The organism is Mesorhizobium sp. NZP2077 (genome assembly GCF_013170805.1).
GTDB lineage: Bacteria > Pseudomonadota > Alphaproteobacteria > Rhizobiales > Rhizobiaceae > Mesorhizobium.
Genome location: NZ_CP051293.1, coordinates 3,070,577 through 3,096,032, shown reverse-complemented (window position 1 = coordinate 3,096,032; position 25,456 = coordinate 3,070,577). Strand labels below are relative to the sequence as shown.

Sequence of the window (25,456 nt, the reverse complement as noted above, 5' to 3'; positions counted from 1 at the left end):
TTTTGGCGCAGCGCCTCAGGTGGATTTCACCGGCGGCAGTTCGGGCGCATCCAGCCCCTCGAAAGGGTCGCGCCAGGCGTCGATGGCTTCGAGCCGGCGATACCAGCCGGCAAGCCCGGGATAGTCGCCAAGCGGCAGGCCGCCGACTTCGTTGAAGGCCAGGAAGGTCGCCATGCGGAAATCGGCATAGGAAACCGAACTCCCCACCAGCCATTGCCGGTTGCCAAGCTCTGCCTCAAGGATCGCAGCCGTCTTGTGAAACAATGTCAGCCCCTCCTCGACCAGTTGGTGATCGATCGAGCCTAGATGATAGCGCTGCTTGGTGCCACGCTCGAAATGCACCATGTCGCAGGCCCGCGCAAAATTCTCCTTGCCCCAGCTCAGCCAGCGGATCATCTCGGGCTCGTCATCACCGGTGCGCCAGAAATCGGAACGCGCCCCGCGCGACAGCCGGCAGGCTATGGCGTCCGCTTCCCAAAGACTGCCGCCCGGCCACGCCAGTATGGGCAGGGAAAGGTTGGGATTGAGCGGCCGGAATCGCTCCGCTTGCCCCGGCGCGAACGGTGACGCGAATTCGAAGGTCACCTCGGCCTTGAGATGTCGCGCCACCGCGACCGCCAGGCGCGGATTGGGATTGCGGCTGAAGAACAGTTTCATTTCGCCCGCAGCCGGCATCGGCTCGACCTTGTCACTCATGAATGCCTCTCCTTGTCCTGGCGAACATCGCCAGACCAAGGACGAAAGCAACCGATGGTATCCGACATTTCAGTCATTCCAAGGCCGACTGAGGCGCTTGGCTGCCAATCGAAACAGGACGGATTGCGCAAAGTTTGGGTTGACCGCCCCTGATGGCGAGGCGACACTTCACCTCGGACCAAGGCAGGAGGAATTGCGATGGACGAGCCCGAACGGTGGCGCCACATGTCGAGCGCGCCCAAGGACGGCAGCCGGATCCTGGTCACGGTCCGTCCGTCCGAACAGGGGCCGGCGGAAGTCGACCTCGCCTACTGGGCGCGCGGCGACCAGTTCGCCGGCGAAGGCTGGCGCGCATCGGACTCCTCGCCAGGCCGCGTCGTCGAATACGCCGACCCCGAGCTGAAGTGCTGGATGCCCCTGCCCTCGGCCAACCTCAGCCGCGGCGCCTCGCTGCCGGCGCCCTGGGAAGGCGAGGACGCGCAGCAGTTGGATGGGTCGGGGATTTGAGGGTTCCCAGCAAGATATGATATCTCCCCTGATCAAATCAGATCAGGAGCCCGCCATCACCAAGCCGACCTTCGCCGCCATTGCCCGCCGCGCCGGCGTCGGCACCGCGACGGTCGAGCGCGTGCTCAACGGCCGGGGCGGCGTGCGACCCGAGACGGTCGAGAAAGTGGTCGCCGCCGCGCGCTCGCTCGACTATCCGCGCCGGCTTCCTGAGGCCCATCGCGGCATCATCCGCATCGAGGTCATCCTGGTGCGGCCGGACTCGACCTTTTTCTCGCGCCTGTCCCGTGCCTTCGAGCGCATCGCCGCCACGCTCGACCGCACGGTCGCCGTGCACCGGACTTTTCTCGACGAAGGCGACGCCACGGCCGTGGCCCGGCGCATCCGCGAGCCTGGTATGCGCCGTGGCGGTCTGATCCTGGCGGTGCCGGACGATCCGTTGATCCGTGCGGCCCTTGCCGAAGTCGAGGCGCAAGGCGTACCGACGGTCCAGGTGGTGACCCGCATCGCAGGCTCGAAGGCCGATTATGTCGGCATCGACAATTACGCCGCCGGCCGCATGGCCGCGCAGTTGATGAGCCGCATGCAGACGGGCAGTGGTGGCATCGTCGCGCTCTGCCACAGCCAGATCTACCAGGTGCACCGCGACCGCATCCGCGGCTTTTCCGATTATCTTGCCGAGCATCCGCGCGCCGACCTCACCTTCGCCGAGGTGCTGTTTGGCCATGACGAAGGGCGCCGCAGCGCAGACCTTCTGGTCGAGGTGTTGAGGCACCGCCCCGATCTCGCCGGCTTCTACAATGCCGGCGGCGGCAACGGTTCGCTGAACGAGGTGCTGGCTCGCCATCCGCGCCGCCATGAGATTTTCTTCGTCGGCCATGAGCTGACCGAGTGCAGCAGCGCGGCCCTGCGCGCGGGCACCATGGACGTCGTGCTCGACCAGGCGCCGGAAGCGCAGGCTCGCCGCGCAATCGATCTCATCCTGGCCCGGCTTGGCCTGCACGACCTGCCAATCGACAACCCGCCGATCCGCTTCATAACTTTCACCGCCGAGAACCTTTGATCTGATTTGATCAAGGAACAAGCGGCCTTCCGCCGGCCGCGATGCTACGCCTCTCGCAAATGGGAGGATCACTGGTGGCGAGACGGCTGACGGTACACGACCTGCAAGGCGCCAAGGGCAGCAAGAAATGGCTGCAGCTGCATGTCGACACGCCGTCCGAGGCGGCGGCCGCTGTCGCGTGCGACATCGTCATCCTGTCCTGCGAACCCGACCACAATCTCGAAGCCATTCGCCAGGCAGCACCCTTCGCCTTCCTCTCCGCAGGGATGCCGCATGGCGCGGTCGCCTCGCCTGACGAAGCGGTGCGGCTCGGCTTCGCGATGATGAAGCGCGGCGCCGATGCGGTCTATTCATCGCATTCGCCGCGCTTCATCGAGGCCATGGCGGCCGAAGGCATTCCCGTCACCGGCCATGTCGGCCTGGTGCCCAACCGCGCCACCTGGACCAATTTCCGCGCCATCGGCAAATCAGCCGAAGAGGCGATCACGGTGCTGCGCGCCGCCAAGGATTTGGAGAATGCGGGCGCCGCCTGCATCGAGGTCGAGGTGGTGCCGGTCAGGCTTGCCGAGCACATCACGCGCTCGACACCGCTGATCACCATGGGCATGGGCTGTGGCTCGGCCTGCGACACGCAATATCTGTTTTCCTCCGACGTGCTCGGCACCCACAGCGGCCACTATCCCCGCCACGCCAGGCGCTATGCCGATTTTGTCACGTTGGAAACCGAACTGCAGGAGAAGCGCATCGCCGCCTTCCGCGCCTTCGGCCGCGACGTGACCGATGGCCGTTATCCCGAAGCCCAGCACCAGGTGGACATGGACGATGCCGCCCATGACCGCTTCCTCACCCTCTCCCAGTCTTTGTGAAGCCAAGTCTTTGTGAAACCAAGACCTTGCGAGACCGCCATGGACGATCTGAAGTACGGCACACGCAACAAGCGCGGCGAATGGGCTCCGAACGAGCCTGCCGGCACGGCGCCGCTCTTTACCTTCCCGCCGCGACCGCTGGCGTTCCTCAAATGGCTGCCGCACTATTTCCTGCCCTACAATCTCCTCTTCGCGCTCTCGGCGGTGGCCTGGTGGCACTTCGTGCTGCCCGATGTCGAGGTGATGAAGACGCTTGGCTGGGACTGGATCCTGCGGCTGTTCCTCGTCAACTGTGCGGCATTGCTTGTGTTCTTCGGCGTCTTCGAACTCCGACTCTACATGTTGAGAAGCCAAGGCAACCGATTCAAATACAACGGCAAATGGCCGTCGGAGCAGAAGAGCAAGGCGTTCTTCTTCCAGAACCAGAACCTCGACAACATGCTGCGCACCTTCGGCACCGGCATGCCGATCTGGACGGCGATAGAGGTCGGCATTCTCTACGCCTACGCCAATGGCTATGTGCCGTGGCTGACCTTCACTTCGCACCCGGTCTACCTCTTCGGCCTGGCGCTGGCGGTGCCGATCATCCACGAGACGCATTTCTTCCTGCTGCACCGCGCGATCCACTGGCCGCCGCTCTACAAATGGGTGCATTCGGTGCACCACAATTCGGTGAACCCGTCGCCATGGTCGTCGCTGGCGATGCACCCGGTCGAGCAGTTCGGCTACCTCGGCGTGGCGCTCTGGCACCTGGTCATCCCGTCGAACCCGATCCTCGCGCTCTATCAGTTGCACTACGCCGGCTTCGGCGCCATTCCCGGCCATGTCGGCTTCGACAAGATCGAGCTGGGCGAGAATGCGAGCGTCGATAGCCATGCCTACATCCACTACCTCCACCACAAATATTTCGAGGTGAACTACGGCGATGGCCTGATCCCGTTCGATAGGTGGTTCGGCACCTTCCACGACGGCAGCAAGGATGGCGAGGCCCGCATGCAGGCCCGCTATGAGCAGAAGAAGGCGCGCGCCAACGCCGCCAACTAACAGCCCAAGCAGACAGCCACACGGATGGCGCCAGCCATCCACCCATCCATCCCGCAAGGGCCGGTAATCAAGGGAGGAGTGAACCGGCACTCCATCCAAGGGAGGAAACCGTGAAGAAACTTCTCATTTCGACTGCGCTGGCCACATTGATGTCGACAAGCGCATTCGCGGCCAAGATCGGCGTCAGCATCGTCAACTTCGACAACAATTTTCAAACGCTCCTGATCCACGGTATGCAGGACCACGCCAAGGAAAAAGGCGCCGGCATCCAGGTCGAGGACGCGCAGAACGACGTCGCCAAGCAGCTCGACCAGGTGAAGAACTTCATCGCCAGCGGCGTCGACGCCATCATCGTCACGCTGGTCGACACCAACGCGTCGAAGACGATCAGCGAGGAAGCCGCCAAGGCCGGCATTCCGCTGGTGTTCGTCAACCTCGAACCCTCGGAAATGAAGAACTTGCCGGACAAGCAGGTCTATGTTGGCTCCAACGAGGTTGAATCCGGCACGCTGGAAGCGTTCGAAGTCTGCAAGCTGTTGCGTGCAAAGGGCAAATCATCAGGCGCCACGGCCTACATCGTCATGGGCAGCCTCGTTCACCAGGCGGCCCTGCAGCGAACCAAGGATGTCGAGCAGGTCTTCGCCACCGACATGTGCAACTTCATCAAGGTCACCGACAAGCAGTCGTCGGAATGGGCGCGCGACAATGCGCAGAATCTGATGACCAACTGGCTGACGGCGGGGCCGGCGCCGGACGCGGTGATCGCCAACAATGACGAATCCGCAATTGGCGCCATACTGTCGCTCAAGGCCAACGGCGTCGACATGAAGAAGGTCGTGGTCAGCGGCATCGATGCGACGCAGGATGGCCTGCAGTCGATGAAGGCGGGCGACCTCGCGGTGACCGTGTTCCAGAACGCCAAAGGCCAAGGCGGCGGCGGCGTCGACGCGGCCCTTGCGCTCGCCAAGGGCGAGAAGGTCGATCGCGTCGTTTATGTCCCCTTCGAACTGGTGACGCCCGCCAACATGGCCGACTACCTCAGCAAGAACTAAGGGCCCACCGGGACCGCCATCGAGGCGGTCCCGGCAAGCCATCGCAACGGAGAAGAAATGTCCAATTGGATCAAGGCCTGCGGCCTCGACGACATCGAACAGGAAGGCGCGCGCCGTTTTGATCATGGCGGCCGGACCTACGCCATCTTCCGCTCGCCCGACGACGAATTGTTCTGCACCGACGGGCTGTGCACCCATGAGGCGGTCCACCTCGCCGACGGGCTGGTGATGGACTACGAGGTCGAATGCCCCAAGCACGGCGGCGCCTTCGACTATCGCAACGGCGCAGCCAAACGCCTTCCGCCCTGCATCAATCTCAAGAGCTACGCGGCGCGCTTGGAAGACGGCGCCGTGCTGGTCGACCTACCGGACTAGCTCAAAACAAAAACGACGCCGTCGCCGGGTTCGGTCCATCCCGTCCATCGGCCGAATCCATGCCGGCGATCGTCTCCAAATCCTGCGCGTCCAGTTCGAAGTCGAAGACGTCGAAATTGGCCACGATGCGGTCCTGGCGGACCGATTTCGGGATGACGATCAGCCCTTGCTGGAGGTGCCAGCGGATGATCGTCTGCGCGGCGGATTTGCCGTGCTTCCCGGCAATGCCGGCTATGGTCGGGTCGCTGAGCAGCCGGCCGCTGCCCAGCGGGCTCCAGCTCTCCGTTTGGATGTTATGCCCGGCATGAAATTCCCTGAGCGCGTGCTGCTGGAAACGCGGATGCAGTTCGATCTGGTTGACCACCGGGACCACACCGGTCTCGCCGATGATGCGCTCCAGATGGTCCTGGTTGAAATTCGAAACGCCGATCGACTTGATGCGGCCGGCCTGCTTCAATTCGATAAGGGTTTTCCAGGCCTCGACATATTTGTCCCGGCTTGGCACTGGCCAGTGAATCAGGAACAGGTCGATCTGCTCGACGCCGAGCTTCTTCATCGTGTCGTCGAAGGCTCGCAGGGCCGCATCGCGTTGGTGGGCGCCGTTTCGCAGCTTCGAGGTGATGAACAGCTCGCTTCTCGGCACATCGGAAGTGCGGATCGCCTCGCCGACCCCTTCCTCGTTCTGATAACCCTCGGCGGTGTCGATCAGCCGGTAGCCGGCCTTGATCGCCCAGCCGACCACATCAGCGGTGATGCCGTGATCGACCTGCCACACGCCAAGGCCAAGCTGCGGGATGGTGGCGCCGTCGTTCAGCGTGATCTGTTCGGGCATGGTCGGGTCCTTTGCGAAGAGATGTCCGGGCGGTCGCCCAACGCAGCCTATCTAGGCACGGACCGGGGCGACGACCAGTCGCCGGCGGACAAATTCGCGCGGCTCGACTTCACAACCCTGATGCCTCCGTCAGAGGAATAGGCTCATTTCGGCCGGCGCACCGCCCGCACCACCGCGGTGGATGTGCTGCCGCAGTAGAGGCGGTCGGCGCCGTCGGATTCCAGCCCCGAAATGCTCACCCCGGCCGGCATGTCTAGCCGCTCCAGAACCTTGCCGGTTTTCGGGTCGACGCGGCGCAGATCGCTCTCGTCACCTTCCCAGGTGGCGTGCCACAGCTCGCCGTCCACCCAGGTCACCCCGGTGACGAAGCGACTGGATTCGATGGTGCGCAGGATTTTTCCGGTTTCGGGATCGATCTGGTGGATTTTGCGCTCCCGGTACTGTCCCACCCAGAGCGTGCCTTCGGCCCAGGTCAGCCCGGAGTCGCGGCCACCGCCCGGCGCCGGGATCGTCGACAGCACCGCGCCGGTATCGGGATCGATCTTCTGGATGCGATCATTGGCGAGCTGGAAGAAATGCCGGCCGTCAAAGGCGGTGCCGGCATGGGCGGCGACATCGATCGACCGCAGCTTCTGCCCGCTTTCCGGGTCGAAAGCGTTCAGCCTGTCCCCCGAGGCGAACCAGACATTCTCGCCGTCAAAGCTCACCCCATGTATGCGCTCGACACCGGGAAAGGGTCCGTACTCGCGCAGGATTTCGGCCGGTGAATGTTTCATGTCTTGATCCTCGATTGTGGTCATCCACCCTTTCCTAACTACTTGGCAGCGGCGCCGGGAGTAACAAGGTGGTCGTGAATCCAGCCACTGGCGGCGTCATCCAGCGGCGCGCCCTTCCATGGCCGAAAGACTGCACCTTGCCGGCCTCGGCAAGCGGCTCGAGCGCCCGCTGCACGCTGCGCTGGCCGGTGCCAAGCGCCAGCGCCAGCGCCGAACTCGACCAGGCTTCGCCGTCGGCCAGCAGGGCCAGCACCGCCGCATGCCGCTCCTCGATCGGCCGCGCCAGCACCATCACCGCGCGCGCCTGGCGCGGCGCCAGCGCAAAACCGCGCTTGGTGGCACTGATGTCAGCCAGCGCGCCAAGCTCGGCGCGCAGCCGGCCGATCTCGACGCGCAGCCGCGCGCGATGCGATTCATCCGCATGCTTGCCGCCAAAGGCCCGCGCCACCAACTCCTCGCGCGACACATCCCCGGGCCATGCCTCGGCAAGCGCACGCGCGAGTGCGAACAGCACCGGCCGGCTGGCCAGCGAGACCGTTCCGTCCCCGGCGCGCACGGCATAGCGAAATGCATCGACGACCAGCGCCGGGGATGCCTGCAGCGCCTCGACCTCTTCGAGCAGCAGCGGCCGCTCCGCGCCTTGCGTGATCAGCCGCGCGGCGGGTGTGTCCAGCGCCCGGGACGCGCTATCGACCTCCGCCATGAGACCGGGAATGCCGGCCTGGCGGGCGGCGTGGCGCGCCCATTCGAGTGCTGCGCGCGCCGGCCGGGTTCTGAGCCGCCGCATGGCGATGCCGGCGACAGCGAGCTCATGCGCGGCCCGCGCGGCCGGCGGCAGCGGCGTCGGGTCGAGACCGGCCAGCACATGCTCGGCCTCGTCAAGCCGGCCGATGAGCAGCAGGCGCCGCACCTTGAGGTGGCCGGCATGCGCCGCGTTCAGCCGGTCGCCATGCTTTTCCAGCGTTGTGCGCGCCGCGTCGAGCGCCTTGGCCGGCCATCCGAGGTCACGCGAGACCAGCGCGATCTCGGCCTCGGCAACGACGCATCTGGCGCGCGCGACAGCCTCTTTCGGGCTGAACGCGCGAGCCGCCCGCCGCAAGAGCAGCTTGGCGCGGTCGAAGTCGCCGAGCTGCGCCATGGCGATGCCGCGCAGCGCCAGCGCCGGCGCATCCTCGCGCAGCGCAACGCGGTCGAGTGCGCCGAGCGGATCGCCCGCCGCCAGCGCCAGTGCCGCTGCCGTGATCAGCGAGTCCATTCAAATCCCGTCACACTTGTAACTCCCACCCCCACCGCATGCGGCCCTAACTTAGATCAACACCGCCGGCCGGCAAGCCGCACGGTTGACGCCTAAAATAAGCATCTTAGCTGTCGCTATTAAGCATCTCACTAGAGGTAGTTGAAAATGCCTGCAACCGAAGATCTCGAACACACCGCACGGCCCCGCCACCCCTGCTGCGCCGGGCCGGATGATGCAAATCCCGTCGCGGATGTAACTCACCCCACCCCGCTTCACCGCCCTAGCCTGGATACCCAGGCAACAACAAACCGCACCACTGGCAAAGGAAAAGACCAATGACCAAGCACATGACGATGCAGACCCCCCCGATCGTTTCACCGCAGGAATGGCAGGCCGCGCACGCGCAGCTTCTCGTCAAGGAGAAGGCGACGCTGCGCGCCAAGGACGCACTCGCCGCCGAACGCCGGCGCATGCCATGGGTCGAAGTGGACAAGGCCTATGTGTTCGAGGGCCCCAATGGCAAGGAAAGCCTGCTCGACCTGTTCGAAGGCCGCCGCCAGCTGATCGTCTACCGCGCCTTCTTCGAGCCGGGCGTCTATGGCTGGCCCGATCACGCCTGCCGCGGCTGCTCGCTCGGCGCCGACCAGGTCGGCCACCTCGCCCATCTCAACGCCCGCAACACCACGCTTGCCTACGCTTCTCGCGCGCCGCAGGCCGACATTGCCCGCCTGAAGACGCGGATGGGCTGGGACATACCCTGGTACACGATCACCGACAGCTTCGACAAGGATTTCGGCGTCGACGAATGGCATGGCCACAATGTCTTCTTCCATGACGGCGACCGCGTCTTCCGCACCTACTTCATCAACAGCCGCGGCGACGAGGCGATGGGCACGGTCTGGAGCTATCTCGACGCCACTCCGCTCGGCCGCCAGGAGATATGGGAGGATTCGCCCGAAGGCTATCCGCAGACCCCGCTCTACAGCTGGTGGAACTGGCACGACAATTACGAAGCCGGGGCCGACAAGAAATGGGCCGAAGTGTCCGCTGCAGGCGAAGCCGCGTTCAGGGACAAGGGCGAGCAGTAAGGGCCATCCAGCTTGGGTTCCTCTCCCTCACGGAGCGGGAGGAACCCAAGTCCTGGTCTCGGCCCCGCCAAGTCTCGCCAAAGGAAAAAGACCATGAGCGATATCCATTCAGGTACCGGCCGCGCGGCCGCCGAAAACACCGCCCCCCTCGGCATCGCCGACTGGCTGTGCCTCGCCGCGGCACCGACCTTCGCCGTGATGGCCCTGCTTTCCTGCATTCAAGGTGGCGACGCGGCCATGTTGTGCATGGGCGCCAACGCCTCTCCGCTGACCGGCATGGCAGCCATGTATCTCTTGATGAGCGCCTTCCACCTGGCGCCCTGGCTGCGGGTCATTTCAGGCCGCCAGGTCCGCTAGATTCGCGTCAAACTTCCCACATTTCGGAGACAGACAATGAAGCTCGTCAGGCTGAGGGCGCCCGGTGGCTTGGACAGGCTCGACCTGGTCGAGGAAGACCCGCCCCAGCCAGGGCCTGGCGACGTGATGGTCAGGATCCGCGCCTGCTCGCTAAACATGCGCGACGATTTCGCGGTGCAGGGCAAGACACCGCTCGCCGATGGCCGTGTGCCGCTGTCCGACGGCGCCGGTGACGTGATCGCCGTCGGCAGCGGTGTCGATGCGCTCAAGCCCGGCGACAGCGTCGTCAGCGTTTTCTATCCCTGGTGGCTGGACGGCGATATGACGCCCGCCACCAGGCACGATGTGCCGGGCGACAGTTTTGACGGCGTGGCCAGCGAATATGTCTGCATGCCGGCGCAGGCCTTCACCAGGGCGCCTCAAGGCTACACCCATGTCGAAGCCGCGACGCTGACCTGCACCGGCGTCACCGCCTGGCGCGGCCTGGTTGCGTGCGGCAAGGTGAAGCCCGGCGACACGGTGCTGGTCCTCGGCACCGGCAGCGTGTCGCTGTTTGCACTGCAATTCGCCAAGGCCGCCGGCGCCCGGGTCATCGCCACCTCATCCGATGAGGAAAAACTGGAAAGGCTCAAAAGCCTCGGCGCCGACGCCGCCATCAATTACAAGGCCGTGCCGGACTGGGGCCGCAAGGCCAGGGATCTGACGCACGGTCGCGGTGTCGATCACGTGATCGAGGTCGGCGGCCCCGCCACGCTGGCGCAATCGATAACCGCCTGCCGGACAGGCGGCCACATCGCCCTGATCGGCGTGCTGACCGGCTTTGCGGCTGAAGTATCGATCCCGGCAATATTTTCGAACCAGATCCGCATCAGCGGCATTTCCATCGGCAGCCGGGCGGACCAGGAGGACATGATCCGCGCGATCGATGTCAACCGCATCAAGCCCGTCGTCGACCGCCGCTTCCCGCTGCGCGACATCGCCGCCGCCTTCACGCATTACGCGGCCCAGAAGCATTTCGGCAAGGTTTGCCTGGAGCTTTAGGCGCTGCCGCGGACGCGGAGGTACTGACGACCTCGCTTTGCACCTTGCCCAACACCGCGGCAATCCATCAGCAACAGCTAATTGACAGCCTGCGGGAAACGGCGCTCACTGGCCTGTACAGGTGGATTGCAGCATCAGGCGGGCGACATCGGCCGCCGGCGTCACCCTGGGGAGGATGCCATGCCAACCGTAATCGGCCATCACAACATCTCGAAGGACACCAAGCACTGGCTCAGTTCACCCAAGCGCAAGGAGCTTTTCGGCTCGCTGGGGATCACCAACATCCGCACCTTCGTCGATCCGCAGAACCCGAAACGGGTGGCCGTGATGATGGACGTTCCCGACATGGATAAGATGGCGGCGCTGATGCAGAGCAAGGCGGCGGCCGACGCCATGACGCACGATGGCGTCGTGCCGGAGTCGCTGGTGATTCTGGTGGAAACGAAGGGGTAGTCACCAGTCGAGGCGGACGGCGATCTTGCCGAAATAGCCGCCCTCCGCAAGCACGCGGAACGCTTGACCGATGTCCGCGACGCTAAAGGTCCGGTCGATCACGGGCTCGATGCGCGCGGCGCCGATGGCTTGCATCGCACGACCGAGATCCTCGACGGAGCCGGTGTTGTTGCCTTGCACCCGCAGGGCCTTGACGATGATTGGCATCAGGTCGAGCTCGAACTTCGTTCCGGTCAGGAAGCCGATCGTGTAGATCAGGCCGGTCTGGCGGGCGGCGGCGAGCGAGCGGGTGAATGTATCGGGCCCTGCGGTCTCCAGCACCAGGTCGACGCCGATGCCATCGGTCAGGCGCCGGACCTCATCATCCCAATCGGGAAATTTGCGGTAGTTCACCGTCTCGTCGGCGCCGAGCGCACGCGCGCGATCGAGCTTGGCATCGGACGACGAGGTGATGATGACGCGGGCGCCCCTGGCCTTGGCAAGCTGCAATGCGAAGATGGAAACGCCACCGGTTCCAAGGAGCAGCACCGTCGAGCCCGGCCCGGCATCGGCGAAAGCGAGCGCATTCCACGCCGTGGTCGCCGCGATGGGCAGCGTGGCGATCGCTTCCCATGACAGATGGTCCGCCGCCTTCACAACCGATACGGCATCCACCGTCGCGATCTCGAGCAGCGAACCCGGCAGCGATACCCCGCGCATCGTATTTGCTTTCGCTGCCGTGGGGCGGCCCGCGACCCACAGCGCCTTGGGGTGAATGGCGACACGATCGCCGATCTTCAATCCGGTCACCCCGTCGCCGATTGCTATGATCTCGCCCGATCCGTCGGCAACCGGCGTCAGCGGAAAGACGATGCCGGGATATTGTCCCTTTGCAACGGCGAGATCGATGAAGTTCAGGCTGGCGGCGCGCATGCGCACATTCACCTGGCCGTGTTGTGGCGCCGACGGGTCGGGCAGCTCGATCTGGCTCAGAGCGTCGAGCGAGGGCTTGTTCAGGATGATGGCACGCATGTCTCGGTCCTTTCGGGATCATTGCACTGATATCATTTGACCTCTGCAAAAAATGAATTGAAGAGAGAGATCTTGCAGTTTATTGCTGCAAGATATGCAGCAATCGAATTCCGTTCCTGACACCGAAGCCTTGGCGGCGTTCATCGCTGTCGCCGAGGAAGGCTCGTTCAGCGCCGCCGGCCATCGCCTCCACCGCGATGCGACCGTCGTCTCGCGACGTGTCCAGAACCTGGAGCAAAGTCTTGGCGTCCGGCTGGTCGAACGCTCGACGCGCCGGGTGGTGCTGACGGAAGCCGGTGATCTCTATCTCGGTCGGATTCGCCCCCTGCTGGGCGGCTTGCTGGCTGCTGGCCTGGAAGCTGGGCGGTTCTCGGATGCGGAGCCGCGAGGCCGCCTGCGGCTGGCCTTGCCAGGCAGCTTTGGCCGCATGTGGCTGATGCCCATGCTGGTCGATTTCCTTGCGGCCTATCCCGGAGTGACGCTCGACGTCGCCTTTTCCAACCGTTTCGTCGACCTGATCGGAGAAGGCTTCGATCTCGCCATCCGCCTGGGGGTATTACCCGATTCGCGGCTTATGACCCGCAAGCTGGCGGAGCGAAAGCGGATGATCTGCGCTTCGCCCGCCTATCTTGGACGGCGGGGCGTCCCCGCGTCGCCCGAGGACCTCATCGGTCACGAGTGCCTTGTCTTCGCCGGCAAGACGAACCCCAATGCATGGGAGTTCATCATGCCTGGTGCGCGGCAACTCGTGGTGCCCATTTCAGGACCTTTCATCTCGGACGATGCCGAAGCCCTGGTTCTGGCCGCCATTGCCGGGCAGGGATTGCTCTATGCAACTGACTGGCTTGTTGGACGCGAGCTTGCCGACGGACGTCTCGTGCGGATTCTCGAAGGCTTTCCGGTTCCCAGCGAGGGCGCCGTCTATATGGTGCATCCCTCATCCCGCCATGTCCCGAACAAGACCCGCGCATTCGCCGACTGGATCGTCGAGCGGTTTTCCGGGCGACTGCCCTGGCAGGGATGACGTATTGCGAACGGGCGATCGTTCGGCCGCATAGACCATTCTCGCCCGGCAAAGCCAGCCATGGGCGCGGGATCCCTCCCGCGCCGATGCTGCTACCTCAATTGCACTTCGGCTTGGCGCCGTTGCAGGCGTCGACGAGTTCGGCCGGCGGATCCTTGTGGAAGACGGTCTTGTAGGATTCCAGCACGTTGGACTGCACCACCGGCAGCGACTGCACGCCGACCCAGGCGGGCGTGGGTTGCCCGATCAGCGCCTTCATCATGGCCATTGCCTCGGCGACGCCCTGGTCATAGGGGCGCTGCGAACCGGTTGCCTTGAGCGGACCGCCCTTGGCGATCTCGATCGCCGACTGCAGGCCGAGATCGACGGTGGTGATCGGAATGTCGATGCCTTGCGCGCGCATCGAGGACAGCGTGTCGAGCGCCGGCTGGTCCCACACCGCGTAAAGTCCCTTCACATCGGGATTGCCGGTGAGGAAGTCGCCTGCGATCTGCGACACTTTCGAGGGATCGGTGAAGTCGACCTGCTTCATGACGATGTCGGGCCGGTTCTTCTTCATCCACTCGCTGACGCCCTTGGTGCGCTCATTGGTGCTGAAATAGTCAACGCCGAAATTCACCAGGCCGATCGTGCCGCCCTTGGGCATGCAGGACGCCAGGATCGTCGCCGCGATCTGGCCATTGCCCTGGCTGTCGGCCGAGATCATCGAGGCAAAATCCTTTGGCGATGAGAGGCCAACCGGAATGCTGTCCATGAAAACCAGCTTGATGCCGGCCTCGCCCACCTTCTTGTAGGTCGGCGCCGTCGCGGTGAAATCAACGGGGATGGAAATGATGCCGTCGGGGTGCTGCTGGATGGTGTTCTCGATATCGGCGATCTGCTTGTCGACCTGATATTCGGCCGAGGCCACGCCGGTGACGGTGACGCCATATTTGGCCAGCGTTTGGCTGATGCCCGCCACTTGCAGCTGCGACCAGTCGAGGTTCACCGTCTGCATGGAAATGCCGACCTTGAACTTGCCGGCCTTGACCTTGGCGGCCTCGTCGTCGGTCAATTTCAGCTCGTCGGGCGAGGCTGCCTTTTCGCCATGCGGGCCCTGCCCGACAATGCCCTTAGGGCCGAGCGTGGCGAGGTCGACGCCGGTAACGCAGGTGTCGGGCGTCTGCGCAAGACTCAGGGACGTCGACAGCGCGAAGGCGCTGGCGGCGAGGCTCAATGTTCCGAACAGGATTCGTGCCGAATGTTTCATGACTTTCCTCCGTTGATTCTTGATGTTCGTATGCCGTTTGGAGCCGGCGGTTCTGCTGGTATTCGGTGATATCCGGGGATGCGCGCCTTACCTCCTCGTGAACGCGACCGCGGCGACGATGATTGCTCCCTTGATGACGAGTTGCAGCGACGAGCTGACGCCGAGCAGCACCAGCCCGTTGTTGAGCGTGCCGATGATCAGGCTGCCGAGCAGCGTGCCAAGCACGAAGCCGCGGCCGCCGAACAGGCTGCAGCCGCCGAGGATGACCGAGGCGATGACGTCGAGTTCCATGCCTTGCACCACGTCGGGCCGCGCCGCGTGCGAACGCGCCGACAGGATCAGCGACGCCAGCCCGGCGAGCGTCCCGGTCAGCACGAAGGCCAGCGTCGTGACCTGCTTGATATGGACGCCGGAATAGAGTGCCGCCGTCGGGTTGCCACCCGCCGCGTAAACCCGCCGCCCGTAGACGCTGTAGTGCAAGAGCAATATGCCGGCGACGGTGACGCCGAGCGTCCACAGGATCGGCGCCGGGATGCCAAGCACCGAGCCTTCGCCGAAGATCGCGAAATAATACTCGTTGGTGATGATCACCGGCTTGGTGTTGGTGACCATCAGCGCCAGGCCGCGCGCACCGCTCAACGTGCCGAGCGTCACCAGGAAGGACGGGATTTCAAGCCGCGTGGTCAAGACACCATTGATCAACCCGATCAGCGCGCCGGTACCCAGTCCCGCCACCGCGCCGACGACCCAGTTGTTGGCGACGAAAGCCATGGCCAGCGATGCGCTCATGCCCGACAGCGCCAGCGTCGAGGCGACCGACAGGTCGATCTGCCTGGAGATGATGACGAACGTCATGCCGACCGCAATGATCGAGACCAGCGTCGTCTGCCGGCCGATGTTGAGAAAATTGTCGATCGACAGGAACCAGGGCGACGCCAGGCTGAAGACGATCAGCATGATGGCGAAGGCGACGTAGAGCATGTAGGGACGCTCGCCTTGTAGCAGATGCCGCAGCGCCGAGCGACCGCCCGGTTGATTGACGGCAGCTTTTGCCGGGCTTTGGGTTTCGGTCATGCCGCGTGCTCTTCCGATGGCTGCGAAAGTTGAATCAGGTGATGGAGGTCCTCGGCGCTGCCGAATTCCTGCCGCGCAATCGTCTTGGTGATGCGGCCATCGACGACGATCGAGATGCGGTCGCAAAGCTGCAGCAGTTCGGACAGATCCGAGGACACCAGCAGCACACCACTTCCTGCCGCTGCCGCGGCACGAATGACGCCGTAAATCTCCTCGCGCGCGCCGACATCGACCCCTACCGTCGGCTCGTCGAGCAACAGCACGCGCGGCCGCGGCTCGTTCCATTTGCCGAACACCACCTTCTGCTGGTTGCCGCCGGACAGGTTCTTGACGAGGGTCGACGCACCTGGCGCCTTGACGGCCAGCCGGCGCATCGCCGCATTGGCGTGCTCGCTCGCCGGACCGCGCTGCAGCCAGCCGAGGCGCGAGAAAGTCGGCAACCGGGGCAAGGTCAAATTGCGCTCGATCGAATGTTCGAGAACCAGGCCCTGCAGATGCCGGTCCTCCGGCACCAGCGCGATGCCCTGTCCAATTGCCGCCGCCGGGTCTGTGCCCTTCAGCGACACGCTGTCGAGACTGGCCTCGCCCGACTGGACGGGCCGCAGGCCGAAGATGGTCTGCAGGATTTCGGTGCGTCCGCTGCCGATCAGGCCGGCGAGGCCGTGGATCTCGCCGCTGCGCAATTCGAGGTTGACGCGATCGAGCCGGTCATTGCTGACATCAGTCAATTCGAGCACGGGCTTTTGAGATGAACCAGGGGAAGTCGATGACGGCGTGCTTTGCCCGGCGCCGTCGGTCTTCAAAACGGCATGATCCGGCCCGACGATCGCGCCCACCAATTGCCGCATATAGGTTTGCGCCGTGACGAATGTTCCGGCGTTCTGCCCGTCGCGGAACACGGTCACCCGGTTCGAAATCCGGAACACTTCGTTGAGGCGATGGGTGACGTAGATCACCCCGACGCCGCGCGCGGCGACCGCGCGGATCGCCTCGAACAGGATCTTTTCTTCGTCGTCGGTCAGCGCCGAGGTCGGCTCGTCCAGGATAAGCAGGCGGACATCGCCCATCAGCGCCTTGGCGATCTCGGTCATCTGGCGATAGGCGAAGGGCAGCGACCCGACCATGGCGCGGGCATCGAGCGGAATGTTCTGCGATTTGAGGAAGGCTTCGGCCTGCGCCACCAGCTGGCGTTTTTTCAGGAAGCCAAGCCGCGTCTTCGGCTCTCGCCCCAAAAGCAGGTTGTCGGCGACTGAAAGGGACTCGACCAGGCTCAGATCCTGGTAGACGACCGCGACGCCGGCATCGCGCGACTGGGCGGGCGAGGCGAAGGAGACCCGCTTGCCGGCGATTTCGATCGAGCCGCCATCATGCACATGCACACCGCTCAGGATTTTGATCAGCGTCGATTTGCCGGCGCCGTTTTCGCCAAGCAGCGCGTGGACTTCACCGGATTGGATCTCGAGGCTGACGCCGCGCAGCGCATTGACGCCGCCGAACCGCTTCCTGACGCCCTCGACGCGCAGCAAGGGGGCCTCGGAAATCAGCGCAATCGAACCCTGTTCGATCATGACGCCCGCACTTCCTCCCTTTGACGCGTCCCCTACCCAGACTGTCGAGAGTCTCTTTTGAGACTTCCCTTACTTTTTTTGTGACTTTTCCATCAGAAGTACGAAATGTCAAACGGAGTCCGACGGCGGCCGGAATGAATCCGGCCCGACTTCGCCATGCTCGGTGACAATGGCGTCGAAGCCGTCCATGACCGAGAAAAAGGCGCGCTTGAGCTTGCCGATCTTGCTCGAGTCGATGACCAGATAGTTCTCGCGCGCCAGGCTCATCACCTTCTGCTTCACCACTGCCTCGTGAAAATGTTCGCAGGTGGCGCCGCGCTTGGCATCGACGCCGGCGGCCGACAGGAAGGCGGCGTTGATGCCGACGCTGTTCAAGATCTCGAAATCATGCGTGCCCGAGAACGACGCCGACGCCGGATGGTAGACGCCGCCCAGCATGATGATGGTGACATTGGCTTTGCGGCTCAGGCGCTCCGCGACATTCATGGCGTAACATATTGCCGTTATTCGATAATTGTCGGGAATGAGATCGATCAGATGGATCAGCGTCGTGCCGCAGTCGATGAAGATCGTCTCGTCGGGCCGTATCTTGCGCACCGCATACGCGCAGGCCTCGCGCTTCGCCGCCGCATGGCTGTCGGCCGCGGTCGCCAGCTCGTAGGGAATATCGGCCTCGATCTCGGCCGCCGCCAATATGTGTCCCCCGAGATAGGCGATCTGCCCCTTGTTGGTGGCGATGTCGCGCCGAACTGTCATCTCCGAGACGCCGAGAAGCGTCGCCGCCTCGCTGAGATGGATAACCCGCCGCTGCGACAGCAGATCGATCAGCCGTGCCGTCCTTTGCGCTTTGCGAGCAGTCATGCGTTGGGCCTGTGCATTCCCTGAAATGTGAGGAATTTAACAACTGTGCGCATTCAGTTGCAAGTGCGATGGTGCCGGGACGCCCGGCCATGGCAAACGGCTACGCCGAATTGACGGCTCACGGGAGCGAAGCGGCAAGAAAACCGCGATCGACCAGGTATCGGTCGAGTGTGTCCAAAAACGCGTCGATGTCGAGCCAGGCCGTGGCTGTGCGGGTCTGGATCCTCCGGCACCCGCGGCATCCCGCGCTGAGTTGCAGGCATGATGGTCTTTGTATTCAGGGCGTTGGCGAACCGGTCGCGATCAAAGCGGTTCATTGGCCGTCACGGCACCGGCCAGGTAGGAGATCTGGATGTCATGGCTGATCAGCGGTTGGAGATCGCTCGCCCGCTGCGTGAATTCCAACCCGCACCGGTCGACATAGGCACGATCGACGCGTTCGCAGAACCCGGGGTCGATGATCTTCTCGCCATCCCAGAAGACCGCGTGGCCGGTGTTGGCAACGGTCGGCGAAACCACGCCGATGATCGCCGGTTTGGCCCACAGCATGTAGATGCTGCTTAGCAGAACGAAGCCGCATTTGTTGGCGACGCCGCGCATGATCGAGTGGCTCATCGGCCCGCCGAACGGATAGGCAGGATCGCAGCCGCGCGCGATCGCCTCGATCTCCTCGTAGGTCCGACCCGTCAGCATCGCCAGCGCGCAAACCAGGCAGTCGTCATGGGTCCGCTGATAGACTGCGGGTTTTCCGGTATGGGCGCATTCGGTGGTCGGTGTCGGGAGCATCCGCGCCACGCGCCGCTCCAGCGCGTTCTCGAACGCCGCGAAGAGCTTGTGCATGGCGCCCTTCTTATAGGGAAAGATGCTCTCCCAATCCATCGAGTGGACGATCATCGCGACATCCGCCTCGAACACCAGCAGCCGGCCGTCGGCGAGTTCGGCGCAATCGATGGCGAAGTAGTCCAGCCCGAGACGTCGATGAAGCGCATCGAAGGAACGGGCGTGGCGCACGGCGAAGTCGCTGTCGAAATTGGCCATCCACAGCGCTTCCTCGGCACGCCTGTCTTCGTGCTCGGTCATGCCGGCATTGAGATAGTGAACCATCCAGTGCTCGGAGACTGCGAGATGGCTGGCATAGGGCCGCCCGTTGATGAAGGCCACGCGCTGCTTGCGGAATTTGTGGTCCGTTCCGCTATAGTCGATGAAGGGCGTGACGTAGAACTCGCGCTCGGCGTGCGAGTCCAAATAGGCTGAAAGCTCAGATCGCGTGGCGATCTTCTCCATGCCCTTGCCGGCATGCGTGCCGAGCGGGCGGACGATCACCGGGAAGGCGTTCGCCGCGAGGATCGCGCCGATCTCGATGTCCCCGCAAGCCAGTTGCTCGAGTAGGGCCCGATCGACGCGCGCGGCGGCAGGCGCAAGGATCGATGGCTCGTCCTTGAGCGCGTCCGCGACCCCGTCGCGGGACAGCGCCATGATCAGGCGCGGCGCATTGTTCATGATCGGGCCGGTCCAGCCGCGCAGCAACCGGTCGAGGTTCGCCAGCACCGGCTGATTTTCCGCCGACTCGCCGACCGCCACGAAGGCGACATCGTGCGCTGGAACATCCTTGAGGTCGGCGGTGTCGGCGTCGACATAGTGGAGCAGGATATTCGCGTCTGAGGCCTCGAGCAGGAACTCGATCGGCGTGTTGGCCATGAAGTCGCCGGCTGTCACGAATACCAGAACGTTTGGCCCTGTCCCCTTCCCGTTGCGTATCCGGTATTTTCGACTGATGTCGAGTGCGGCCTTCTGGCTGAGCACCGCCTTGTCTTCCTCACCTATGGCGTGAAGCAGGATCGACACATCCAGAAAAGCGGCGGAATCGGTAGTATCGGCGGAAACCCGACCGAACAGCTCGTTCCACAAGGGGGAAATATCCCTGCCCTCGAAGACCGCCCGCACGATGGGCGCCTTGCCCATGATCAGATTCTGTTCGTCGAATGCTTCGATTTGAACTGCCGCGCTTTTCAAGCCCTGAAGCCTTCCGTCACGCGGTGGTTACGGCCGGTTCAGCCTCCACGCCGCCCGCACGAATGTGCGGCGTCACTCTGGCCCCCGGCGCTTGTGCGAGCCTTGTGGTGTCCTGATGCAAAGCTGGGAATAATTCATGTCTGGCGGATCACAGGCGCAGGCGCGGATCGGAATTCGCGTGGGTTGGCGCGAGTGCGTCAGGTGCGATGTGCAAGATAGTCGCGAAGGCGGTGCAGGCGCCGTTGAATCTCCGGCGTGTCTAACAGAAATGAGCCGCCGCCGGGTCTGTACATCGCAAGGCTCATAACGGCACTTTGAACAAGCTCATCATCAGGATAGGCGTCGTCGAGCAACACTTCCAAGCTGTTGGCGGCTGCCAAGCTGGTGTCCTCGCCGCTGACAAACCTTGTGAGCACCAAGGCAAGATCGTCCAAGGTGTCACCCTTTCCCTGCCCCGAACCGCAAGCCGTCCATCAACAGCTTGACCAGCCGGCGCGAGCGGTCGCGCCACTCTGGCGTGTCGGGCGCTGAGTAGATGCCCGAAAGCGCATGCAGCACATCGGAGGCGTCGACATCGCCACGGATGGTGCCGTCGGCCACCGCCGCCTCGACCAGTTGCCGCAACGCCTGCGACACTCGCCCGGACGTGTCGGAAAACAGCGTCGAATTGGTGCTGAACAGGATGCGCAGGCTGGTCGCTAGGCCGCGTTTGGTGGCGATGTAGTCGACGAAGCGCTGCATCCACTGTTCCAGCGCCACATCGGACGGATGTTTTGCCGCGAGCTCACCAGCGGCCGCGCACAGGCCCTCCGCCTCACGCCGGTACACCACCTCGACTAGATGCTCGCGCGTCGGGAAATGCCGGTAGAGCGTGCCGATGCCGACCCCGGCGCGGCGCGCGATCTCCTCCAGCGAGGCATCGATGCCTCGCTCGGCAAACACCGATGCCGCCACCTCGACCAGCCGGTCGCGGTTGCGCCGTGCATCCGCGCGCAGCGGCTTTTCCACTGCGGCCTTCTCTTCGGCGATGTCGGCTACGGCCAATTTTTTCTCCACGGAAGAAATATGGGGGCTTGAACCCGGCCGGGCAAACCCCCACGTTATAAACGGAGGCGCCTCCGCTTTAGTGGAGTGCCCTTATCATATAAGAAGGGGAAGCAGTATGTCACGTCTTTCGAACCTGCAAGCCGACATCTCCCCTGCCCGCCTGTCCCCTGCCCGCCTGCCTCTCGGGAGATCCGCTGTCATCTCCACTTTCGCCCCGTCCTGACCATAAGGTTACCTTGCCCTTCTCCGGCAAGGCACCAGTTCACTTCCCATCCGCGTCAAGCAAACTGGAGCCAGACGCCCATGACCAGCCTTCCTATCACCCTCACCATCAACGGACACCGACACAAATTGGAGGTCGATCCGCGCGTAACCCTGCTCGACCTCTTGCGCGAGCGGCTTGACCTCACCGGCACCAAGAAGGGCTGCGACCGCGGCCAGTGCGGCGCCTGCACGGTGCTGGTCGACGGCAAGCGCATCAACTCCTGCCTGGCGCTGGCGGTCAGCCAAGACGGCGCCAATGTCTTGACCATCGAAGGCGTCGCCCACGGCGAGGAGCTGCATCCGGTGCAGGCCGCCTTCATCGCCCATGACGGCTTCCAATGCGGTTTCTGCACGCCCGGCCAGATCATGAGCACGCTCGGCCTGATCGCCGAGGGACAGGCCGGCGACGATCCCGAACGCATCCGCGAGGGGCTGAGCGGCAACATATGCCGTTGCGCGGCCTATGGCGGCATCGTCGAGGCCATCGTGGAAGCCCAGGAAAAACTTGCCACAGCCGACCGGAGGACCGCGGCATGAGAGACTTCGACTATATCAGGCCCGCCACCATTCCCGACGCCATCGCGGCGGCGGCCGAGCCGGGTTCGGCCTACCTGGCCGGCGGCACCAATCTGCTCGACCTGATGAAGGGCGGCATCACAAGCCCCGAACGCATCGTCGACATCACGCGGCTGCCGGAACTCAACCGCATCGAACGGCTGGACGATGGCGGCCTGCGCATCGGTGCGCTGGTCCGCAATGCCGATCTCGCCCACGACGCGGCGTTCGCAAAAGCCTATCCGGCGGTGGCAGAAGCGCTGCTGTCAGGTGCCTCGGCGCAGCTTCGCAACGCCGCCACTGTCGGCGGCAATCTGTTGCAGCGCACCCGCTGCAGCTATTTCCATGACACCGCCAGCGCCTGCAACAAGCGCGAGCCCGGCGCCGGCTGCGATGCACTGGGTGGCGAGAACCGCCTGCACGCGGTGCTCGGCTGGAGCGATGCCTGCATCGCCACCCATCCGTCGGACTTCTGCGTGCCGCTGGTGGCGCTCGACGCCGTCGTCGAGATCGAGGGCAAGAAGGGCCGGCGCCACGTCACTCTGGCTGAATTCCACCTTCTTCCCGGCGAAACGCCGCAGCGGGAGAATGCGCTGGAGCCCGGCGACCTGATCGTGGCGGTGCGCCTGCCGGCGGAGGCCGCTTCCTTCGCCGCTAACGCCCGTTACCTGAAAGTCCGCGAGCGCACCTCCTATGCCTTCGCCGTCGTCTCGGCCGCCGCGGCGCTTGTCGTCGATGGCGGCAAGATCCGCGCCGCGAGGTTGGCGCTCGGCGGCGTCGCGGCCAAGCCGTGGCGGGCGCGCTCGGCGGAAGCCGTCCTGCTTGGCGCCGATGCCAACGCGGCGACCTTCGCCAGTGCCGCCGACGCCGCCTTGGCCGATGCCAGCCCCTCCGGCGACAATGCGTTCAAGATCGAACTTGCCCGCCGCATCGTGGTCAGGGCGCTGATTTCTGCCCTGGCGGGAACGCCCGAGCGAATGCCTGCCCTGCCTGCCTCACCGTTCTCGAACATTCCCGGAGCGCGCCATGACGCTTGAACTCAGCCTCAACCAGCAACCAGCCCATGCCAGGCAGGGCTCCAGCATCGGCCAGCCACTGACCCGCCGCGACGGCTTCCTGAAAGTCACCGGAACCGCGCGCTACGCGGCCGACAACCATCCGCCCGGCATGCTCTACGCCGTGCTCGCTGTCTCCAGCATCGCGCGCGGCCGCGTTGCCTCGCTCGATGTCGAGGCTGCCAAAGCCCACAAAGGCGTCGTCGAGGTGATGACGCCACAGAACCGGCCGGCGCTCGCCATCGATCCGGATGCCAAGGACCATCCCTTCATGTTCCGGCTCGACCTGTTGCAGAACAACCGGGTCCGCTACCCCAACCAGAGCATCGCCGTGGTGATCGCCGAAACGCTGGAGGCGGCGACCGAGGGGGCGGCGCTGCTCTCGCCGCGCTATGAAGCGCTGCCGGCGCGCGTCGGTCTCGACGGTGCCGAAAGCTTCGTGCCGCGCGGTGTCGGCGTCGGCGGTCCGGCGGTGCAGGACAAGGGCGATGTCGAGGCCGGCCTCAAATCGGCGAAGACGCGCATCGAGGCCACCTACGAGACATCCGCCCAGTACCACAACGCCATGGAGCCGCATGCGATCGTCGCCGCCTGGGATGGCGACAAGCTGTCGATCGACACGCCGAGCCAGGGCCTGGCCATGGCGCAGGGCCGCATAGCCGGACTGTTCGGCATCGCGCCGCAAAACATCCACATCCGCAGCCCTTTCCTCGGCGGCGGTTTCGGTTCGAAAGGCATGATTTCCGGGCCTCAGGTGCTGGGCGTTCTAGCTGCGCGTCTCGTTGGCCGTCCCGTCAAGCTGGTGCTGCGGCGCGAGCAGATGTACGGGCCGGTCGGCCACCGCGCGCCAACGCGCCAGACCTTGCGCATGGGCATGGATGGCGAAGGGCGGCTGACGGCCATCGACCATCACGCCAGGACCACGTCGAGCACCTTCGACGATTTCTTCGAACCTGCGGCGGACGCCTCGCACACGCTTTATGCCAGCCCCGCCATCACCACCTCGCACGAGGCGGTGCGGCTCGACACCGGTACACCGCTGTTCATGCGCGCGCCCGGCGAAGCCACCGGCTCGATCGCGCTCGAGAGCGCCATCGATGAGGCGGCGCACGCCTGCGGCATGGACCCACTGGAATTCCGACTGCGCAACTATGCCGAGGTCGAGCCGATGACCGGCAAGCCGTTTTCCTCCAAGGCATTGCGCGAATGCTACAGCCAGGCCGCGAAGGCATTCGGCTGGGCGAGCCGCCCGCTGCAGCCCCGCTTGATGCGCGACGCCGACGGTTTCCTCACCGGCTGGGGCATGGGCACGGCGACCTTCCCGGCCCTCATGTTCCAGGCCGAGGCGCGCGCGGTGCTCAAGGCCGATGGCAGCGGCCTGATGGAGACCGGCGCGCAGGACATGGGGCAAGGCGCCTGGACCGCCTTCGCCCAGATCGCCGCCGATGGGCTGGGGCTCGACATCGACCAGGTCGATTTCAGGGCCGGCAGCTCCGACCTGCCCAATGCGGGCATTGCCGGCGGCTCCGGCCATACGGCGACGGCCGGCACGGCGATCCACAATGCGGGCGCCGCCGTGATCGCCAAGCTCGCCGATCTCGCCACCGCCAACGAGGCCTCGCCCCTGTTCGGCGCCGGCAATGAGGGCGTTGTTGCGCGCGGCGGCCGGCTGTATCGCCGCGACGACGAAAATCGTAGCGAAAGCTATGCCGAGATCCTTTCTCGCGCCGGCCTCGCCGAGATCGAAGGCCATGGCAAGGGTGCTCCGGATCCGGCGTCCCAGGAGACCTACGCCAAGCACGCGCATGGCGCCGTCTTCGCCGAGGTCAAGGTCGATCCCGATTGCGGCCAGATCCGCGTCACTAGGCTGGTCGGCGCTTTCGCCGCCGGGCGGGTCATCAATCCCAGGCTTGTGCGCAGCCAGTATTATGGCGGCATGATCTGGGGCGTCTCCTTCGCGCTGCACGAGGAAGCCATTACCGACCGGCGCTCGGGCCGGATCCAGAATGCCAACCTCGCCGAATACCATGTCCCGGTGAATGCCGACGTTCCATCGGTCGAGGCGCTTCTGGTCCATGAGGACGACCCTTACGTCAACGCGCTCGGCATCAAGGGCGTCGGCGAAATCGGCATTACCGGCACGGCCGGCGCGGTTGCCAACGCGGTCTGGCATGCAACCGGCGTGCGGCCCCGCCGCTTTCCGATCCGCATCGAGGACCTGCTGGTCTGAGAGAGACTGCGTAACAAACGGAAAGCCGGGCGCCTGGCTTTTCAGATGACGAATACCCGGAGCGACAGCGAAGGGACGGACAGGTGGGTCCCCGCCTGTCCAACACGCAATCAATCCC

Annotated in this window: 26 protein-coding genes; 14 read left to right on the top strand and 12 right to left on the bottom strand. The window is 64.5% G+C overall.

What is annotated here, in order from left to right; genetic code table 11:
* Positions 1 to 15 precede the first annotated feature (15 nt).
* Positions 16 to 657, bottom strand: coding sequence for a glutathione S-transferase family protein (locus tag HGP13_RS15360; protein WP_172234723.1), 642 nt, complete (start codon positions 655 to 657; stop codon positions 16 to 18).
* Positions 658 to 894: 237 nt separating this feature from the next.
* Here HGP13_RS15360 and HGP13_RS15355 point away from each other — a divergent pair, with 237 nt between their 5' ends.
* The 6 genes from HGP13_RS15355 (at position 895) to HGP13_RS15330 (ending at position 5,603) form a co-directional block, all read left to right on the top strand.
* The gene (locus tag HGP13_RS15355; protein ID WP_172226805.1) at positions 895 to 1,203 is read left to right on the top strand and encodes a hypothetical protein; all 309 of its coding nucleotides are present in this window, start codon (positions 895 to 897) and stop codon (positions 1,201 to 1,203) included.
* 55 nt (positions 1,204 to 1,258) lie between these two features.
* A complete protein-coding gene (locus HGP13_RS15350) occupies positions 1,259 to 2,266 on the top strand; it encodes a LacI family DNA-binding transcriptional regulator (RefSeq protein ID WP_172234722.1) in 1,008 nt (335 codons plus the stop codon).
* A gap of 74 nt (positions 2,267 to 2,340) precedes the next feature.
* The gene (locus tag HGP13_RS15345) at positions 2,341 to 3,132 is read left to right on the top strand and encodes a 3-methyl-2-oxobutanoate hydroxymethyltransferase (protein ID WP_172226802.1); all 792 of its coding nucleotides are present in this window, start codon (positions 2,341 to 2,343) and stop codon (positions 3,130 to 3,132) included.
* A 39-nt stretch (positions 3,133 to 3,171) separates the two neighbouring features.
* On the top strand, positions 3,172 to 4,176 hold the full coding sequence (locus HGP13_RS15340; RefSeq protein WP_172226799.1) for a sterol desaturase family protein: 1,005 nt from the start codon (positions 3,172 to 3,174) through the stop codon (positions 4,174 to 4,176).
* 110 nt (positions 4,177 to 4,286) lie between these two features.
* Positions 4,287 to 5,228 carry a substrate-binding domain-containing protein gene (locus tag HGP13_RS15335; protein WP_172226796.1) on the top strand — a complete coding sequence of 314 codons (942 nt, stop codon included), beginning with the start codon at positions 4,287 to 4,289 and terminating at the stop codon, positions 5,226 to 5,228.
* 57 nt (positions 5,229 to 5,285) lie between these two features.
* Positions 5,286 to 5,603: a MocE family 2Fe-2S type ferredoxin gene (locus HGP13_RS15330; protein ID WP_172226793.1), complete on the top strand. Its 318-nt coding sequence runs from the start codon at positions 5,286 to 5,288 to the stop codon at positions 5,601 to 5,603.
* 1 nt (position 5,604) lies between these two features.
* Here HGP13_RS15330 and HGP13_RS15325 read toward each other — a convergent pair whose 3' ends face one another.
* From HGP13_RS15325 to HGP13_RS15315, 3 genes are all read right to left on the bottom strand, one after another.
* Positions 5,605 to 6,435 carry an aldo/keto reductase gene (locus HGP13_RS15325; protein WP_172226790.1) on the bottom strand — a complete coding sequence of 277 codons (831 nt, stop codon included), beginning with the start codon at positions 6,433 to 6,435 and terminating at the stop codon, positions 5,605 to 5,607.
* Positions 6,436 to 6,578: 143 nt separating this feature from the next.
* Positions 6,579 to 7,211 carry a PQQ-binding-like beta-propeller repeat protein gene (locus HGP13_RS15320; RefSeq protein WP_172226787.1) on the bottom strand — a complete coding sequence of 211 codons (633 nt, stop codon included), beginning with the start codon at positions 7,209 to 7,211 and terminating at the stop codon, positions 6,579 to 6,581.
* A 34-nt stretch (positions 7,212 to 7,245) separates the two neighbouring features.
* Positions 7,246 to 8,466, bottom strand: a complete 1,221-nt coding sequence (locus HGP13_RS15315; RefSeq protein WP_172226784.1) for a helix-turn-helix domain-containing protein — start codon at positions 8,464 to 8,466, stop codon at positions 7,246 to 7,248.
* 317 nt (positions 8,467 to 8,783) lie between these two features.
* On the opposite strand from HGP13_RS15315, the gene HGP13_RS15310 reads away from it, so the two are divergent.
* The 4 genes from HGP13_RS15310 to HGP13_RS15295 all read left to right on the top strand — a co-directional run bounded on the left by HGP13_RS15310 (position 8,784) and on the right by HGP13_RS15295 (position 11,387).
* Complete coding sequence (locus HGP13_RS15310; RefSeq protein ID WP_172226781.1) at positions 8,784 to 9,536, top strand: thioredoxin family protein; 753 nt, start codon at positions 8,784 to 8,786, stop codon at positions 9,534 to 9,536.
* 93 nt (positions 9,537 to 9,629) lie between these two features.
* Positions 9,630 to 9,893: a hypothetical protein gene (locus HGP13_RS15305; protein WP_172226778.1), complete on the top strand. Its 264-nt coding sequence runs from the start codon at positions 9,630 to 9,632 to the stop codon at positions 9,891 to 9,893.
* A 36-nt stretch (positions 9,894 to 9,929) separates the two neighbouring features.
* The gene (locus HGP13_RS15300; RefSeq protein WP_172226775.1) at positions 9,930 to 10,934 is read left to right on the top strand and encodes an NAD(P)-dependent alcohol dehydrogenase; all 1,005 of its coding nucleotides are present in this window, start codon (positions 9,930 to 9,932) and stop codon (positions 10,932 to 10,934) included.
* Positions 10,935 to 11,114: 180 nt separating this feature from the next.
* Positions 11,115 to 11,387, top strand: a complete 273-nt coding sequence (locus HGP13_RS15295; RefSeq protein WP_027062013.1) for a hypothetical protein — start codon at positions 11,115 to 11,117, stop codon at positions 11,385 to 11,387.
* Here HGP13_RS15295 and HGP13_RS15290 read toward each other — a convergent pair whose 3' ends face one another.
* Entirely contained in the window at positions 11,388 to 12,398 is a 1,011-nt protein-coding gene (locus tag HGP13_RS15290; protein ID WP_172226772.1) for an NAD(P)-dependent alcohol dehydrogenase, read from the bottom strand. It abuts the gene before it with no gap.
* A gap of 94 nt (positions 12,399 to 12,492) precedes the next feature.
* Here HGP13_RS15290 and HGP13_RS15285 point away from each other — a divergent pair, with 94 nt between their 5' ends.
* Positions 12,493 to 13,422 carry a LysR family transcriptional regulator gene (locus HGP13_RS15285; RefSeq protein ID WP_172226769.1) on the top strand — a complete coding sequence of 310 codons (930 nt, stop codon included), beginning with the start codon at positions 12,493 to 12,495 and terminating at the stop codon, positions 13,420 to 13,422.
* Between the two features lie 97 nt (positions 13,423 to 13,519).
* Here the strand turns inward: HGP13_RS15285 and HGP13_RS15280 are convergent, their stop codons facing one another.
* The 7 genes from HGP13_RS15280 to HGP13_RS15250 form a co-directional block, all read right to left on the bottom strand.
* Positions 13,520 to 14,671: a substrate-binding domain-containing protein gene (locus tag HGP13_RS15280; protein WP_172226766.1), complete on the bottom strand. Its 1,152-nt coding sequence runs from the start codon at positions 14,669 to 14,671 to the stop codon at positions 13,520 to 13,522.
* 87 nt (positions 14,672 to 14,758) lie between these two features.
* The gene (locus HGP13_RS15275; RefSeq protein WP_172226763.1) at positions 14,759 to 15,745 is read right to left on the bottom strand and encodes an ABC transporter permease; all 987 of its coding nucleotides are present in this window, start codon (positions 15,743 to 15,745) and stop codon (positions 14,759 to 14,761) included.
* A complete protein-coding gene (locus tag HGP13_RS15270; RefSeq protein ID WP_172226760.1) occupies positions 15,742 to 17,313 on the bottom strand; it encodes a sugar ABC transporter ATP-binding protein in 1,572 nt (523 codons plus the stop codon). The genes HGP13_RS15275 and HGP13_RS15270 overlap by 4 nt, the downstream gene beginning before the upstream one ends.
* A gap of 108 nt (positions 17,314 to 17,421) precedes the next feature.
* Complete coding sequence (locus HGP13_RS15265; protein WP_172226758.1) at positions 17,422 to 18,174, bottom strand: DeoR/GlpR family DNA-binding transcription regulator; 753 nt, start codon at positions 18,172 to 18,174, stop codon at positions 17,422 to 17,424.
* Positions 18,175 to 18,477: 303 nt separating this feature from the next.
* Complete coding sequence (locus HGP13_RS15260) at positions 18,478 to 20,136, bottom strand: tetratricopeptide repeat-containing protein (protein ID WP_210266363.1); 1,659 nt, start codon at positions 20,134 to 20,136, stop codon at positions 18,478 to 18,480.
* A 248-nt stretch (positions 20,137 to 20,384) separates the two neighbouring features.
* Positions 20,385 to 20,621 carry a hypothetical protein gene (locus HGP13_RS15255; protein ID WP_172226756.1) on the bottom strand — a complete coding sequence of 79 codons (237 nt, stop codon included), beginning with the start codon at positions 20,619 to 20,621 and terminating at the stop codon, positions 20,385 to 20,387.
* A gap of 4 nt (positions 20,622 to 20,625) precedes the next feature.
* Entirely contained in the window at positions 20,626 to 21,231 is a 606-nt protein-coding gene (locus HGP13_RS15250) for a TetR/AcrR family transcriptional regulator (protein ID WP_246707393.1), read from the bottom strand.
* 306 nt (positions 21,232 to 21,537) lie between these two features.
* Between HGP13_RS15250 and HGP13_RS15245 the strand changes: the two genes are divergently transcribed.
* From HGP13_RS15245 to HGP13_RS15235, 3 genes are read left to right on the top strand one after another with little or no spacing between them, the layout of a single operon-like run.
* Entirely contained in the window at positions 21,538 to 22,035 is a 498-nt protein-coding gene (locus HGP13_RS15245) for a (2Fe-2S)-binding protein (protein WP_172226752.1), read from the top strand.
* Positions 22,032 to 23,090: a xanthine dehydrogenase family protein subunit M gene (locus HGP13_RS15240; RefSeq protein ID WP_172226750.1), complete on the top strand. Its 1,059-nt coding sequence runs from the start codon at positions 22,032 to 22,034 to the stop codon at positions 23,088 to 23,090. Before HGP13_RS15245 ends, HGP13_RS15240 begins: the two co-directional genes overlap by 4 nt.
* Positions 23,080 to 25,338 carry a xanthine dehydrogenase family protein molybdopterin-binding subunit gene (locus tag HGP13_RS15235; protein WP_172226748.1) on the top strand — a complete coding sequence of 753 codons (2,259 nt, stop codon included), beginning with the start codon at positions 23,080 to 23,082 and terminating at the stop codon, positions 25,336 to 25,338. The genes HGP13_RS15240 and HGP13_RS15235 overlap by 11 nt, the downstream gene beginning before the upstream one ends.
* Positions 25,339 to 25,456: the final 118 nt, after the last annotated feature.

Bases quoted from the DNA above. Each gene is read 5' to 3' on its own strand.
- HGP13_RS15360 (WP_172234723.1), bottom strand. From the start codon at position 657: ATGAAACTGTTCTTCAGCCGCAATCCCAATCCGCGCCTGGCGGTCGCG.
- HGP13_RS15355 (WP_172226805.1), top strand. From the start codon at position 895: ATGGACGAGCCCGAACGGTGGCGCCACATGTCGAGCGCGCCCAAGGAC.
- HGP13_RS15340 (WP_172226799.1), top strand. From the start codon at position 3,172: ATGGACGATCTGAAGTACGGCACACGCAACAAGCGCGGCGAATGGGCT.
- HGP13_RS15330 (WP_172226793.1), top strand. From the start codon at position 5,286: ATGTCCAATTGGATCAAGGCCTGCGGCCTCGACGACATCGAACAGGAA.
- HGP13_RS15325 (WP_172226790.1), bottom strand. From the start codon at position 6,435: ATGCCCGAACAGATCACGCTGAACGACGGCGCCACCATCCCGCAGCTT.
- HGP13_RS15320 (WP_172226787.1), bottom strand. From the start codon at position 7,211: ATGAAACATTCACCGGCCGAAATCCTGCGCGAGTACGGACCCTTTCCC.
- HGP13_RS15315 (WP_172226784.1), bottom strand. From the start codon at position 8,466: ATGGACTCGCTGATCACGGCAGCGGCACTGGCGCTGGCGGCGGGCGAT.
- HGP13_RS15310 (WP_172226781.1), top strand. From the start codon at position 8,784: ATGACCAAGCACATGACGATGCAGACCCCCCCGATCGTTTCACCGCAG.
- HGP13_RS15305 (WP_172226778.1), top strand. From the start codon at position 9,630: ATGAGCGATATCCATTCAGGTACCGGCCGCGCGGCCGCCGAAAACACC.
- HGP13_RS15300 (WP_172226775.1), top strand. From the start codon at position 9,930: ATGAAGCTCGTCAGGCTGAGGGCGCCCGGTGGCTTGGACAGGCTCGAC.
- HGP13_RS15295 (WP_027062013.1), top strand. From the start codon at position 11,115: ATGCCAACCGTAATCGGCCATCACAACATCTCGAAGGACACCAAGCAC.
- HGP13_RS15290 (WP_172226772.1), bottom strand. From the start codon at position 12,398: ATGCGTGCCATCATCCTGAACAAGCCCTCGCTCGACGCTCTGAGCCAG.
- HGP13_RS15285 (WP_172226769.1), top strand. From the start codon at position 12,493: ATGCAGCAATCGAATTCCGTTCCTGACACCGAAGCCTTGGCGGCGTTC.
- HGP13_RS15280 (WP_172226766.1), bottom strand. From the start codon at position 14,671: ATGAAACATTCGGCACGAATCCTGTTCGGAACATTGAGCCTCGCCGCC.
- HGP13_RS15275 (WP_172226763.1), bottom strand. From the start codon at position 15,745: ATGACCGAAACCCAAAGCCCGGCAAAAGCTGCCGTCAATCAACCGGGC.
- HGP13_RS15270 (WP_172226760.1), bottom strand. From the start codon at position 17,313: ATGATCGAACAGGGTTCGATTGCGCTGATTTCCGAGGCCCCCTTGCTG.
- HGP13_RS15265 (WP_172226758.1), bottom strand. From the start codon at position 18,174: ATGACTGCTCGCAAAGCGCAAAGGACGGCACGGCTGATCGATCTGCTG.
- HGP13_RS15260 (WP_210266363.1), bottom strand. From the start codon at position 20,136: ATGGGCAAGGCGCCCATCGTGCGGGCGGTCTTCGAGGGCAGGGATATT.
- HGP13_RS15245 (WP_172226752.1), top strand. From the start codon at position 21,538: ATGACCAGCCTTCCTATCACCCTCACCATCAACGGACACCGACACAAA.
- HGP13_RS15240 (WP_172226750.1), top strand. From the start codon at position 22,032: ATGAGAGACTTCGACTATATCAGGCCCGCCACCATTCCCGACGCCATC.
- HGP13_RS15235 (WP_172226748.1), top strand. From the start codon at position 23,080: ATGACGCTTGAACTCAGCCTCAACCAGCAACCAGCCCATGCCAGGCAG.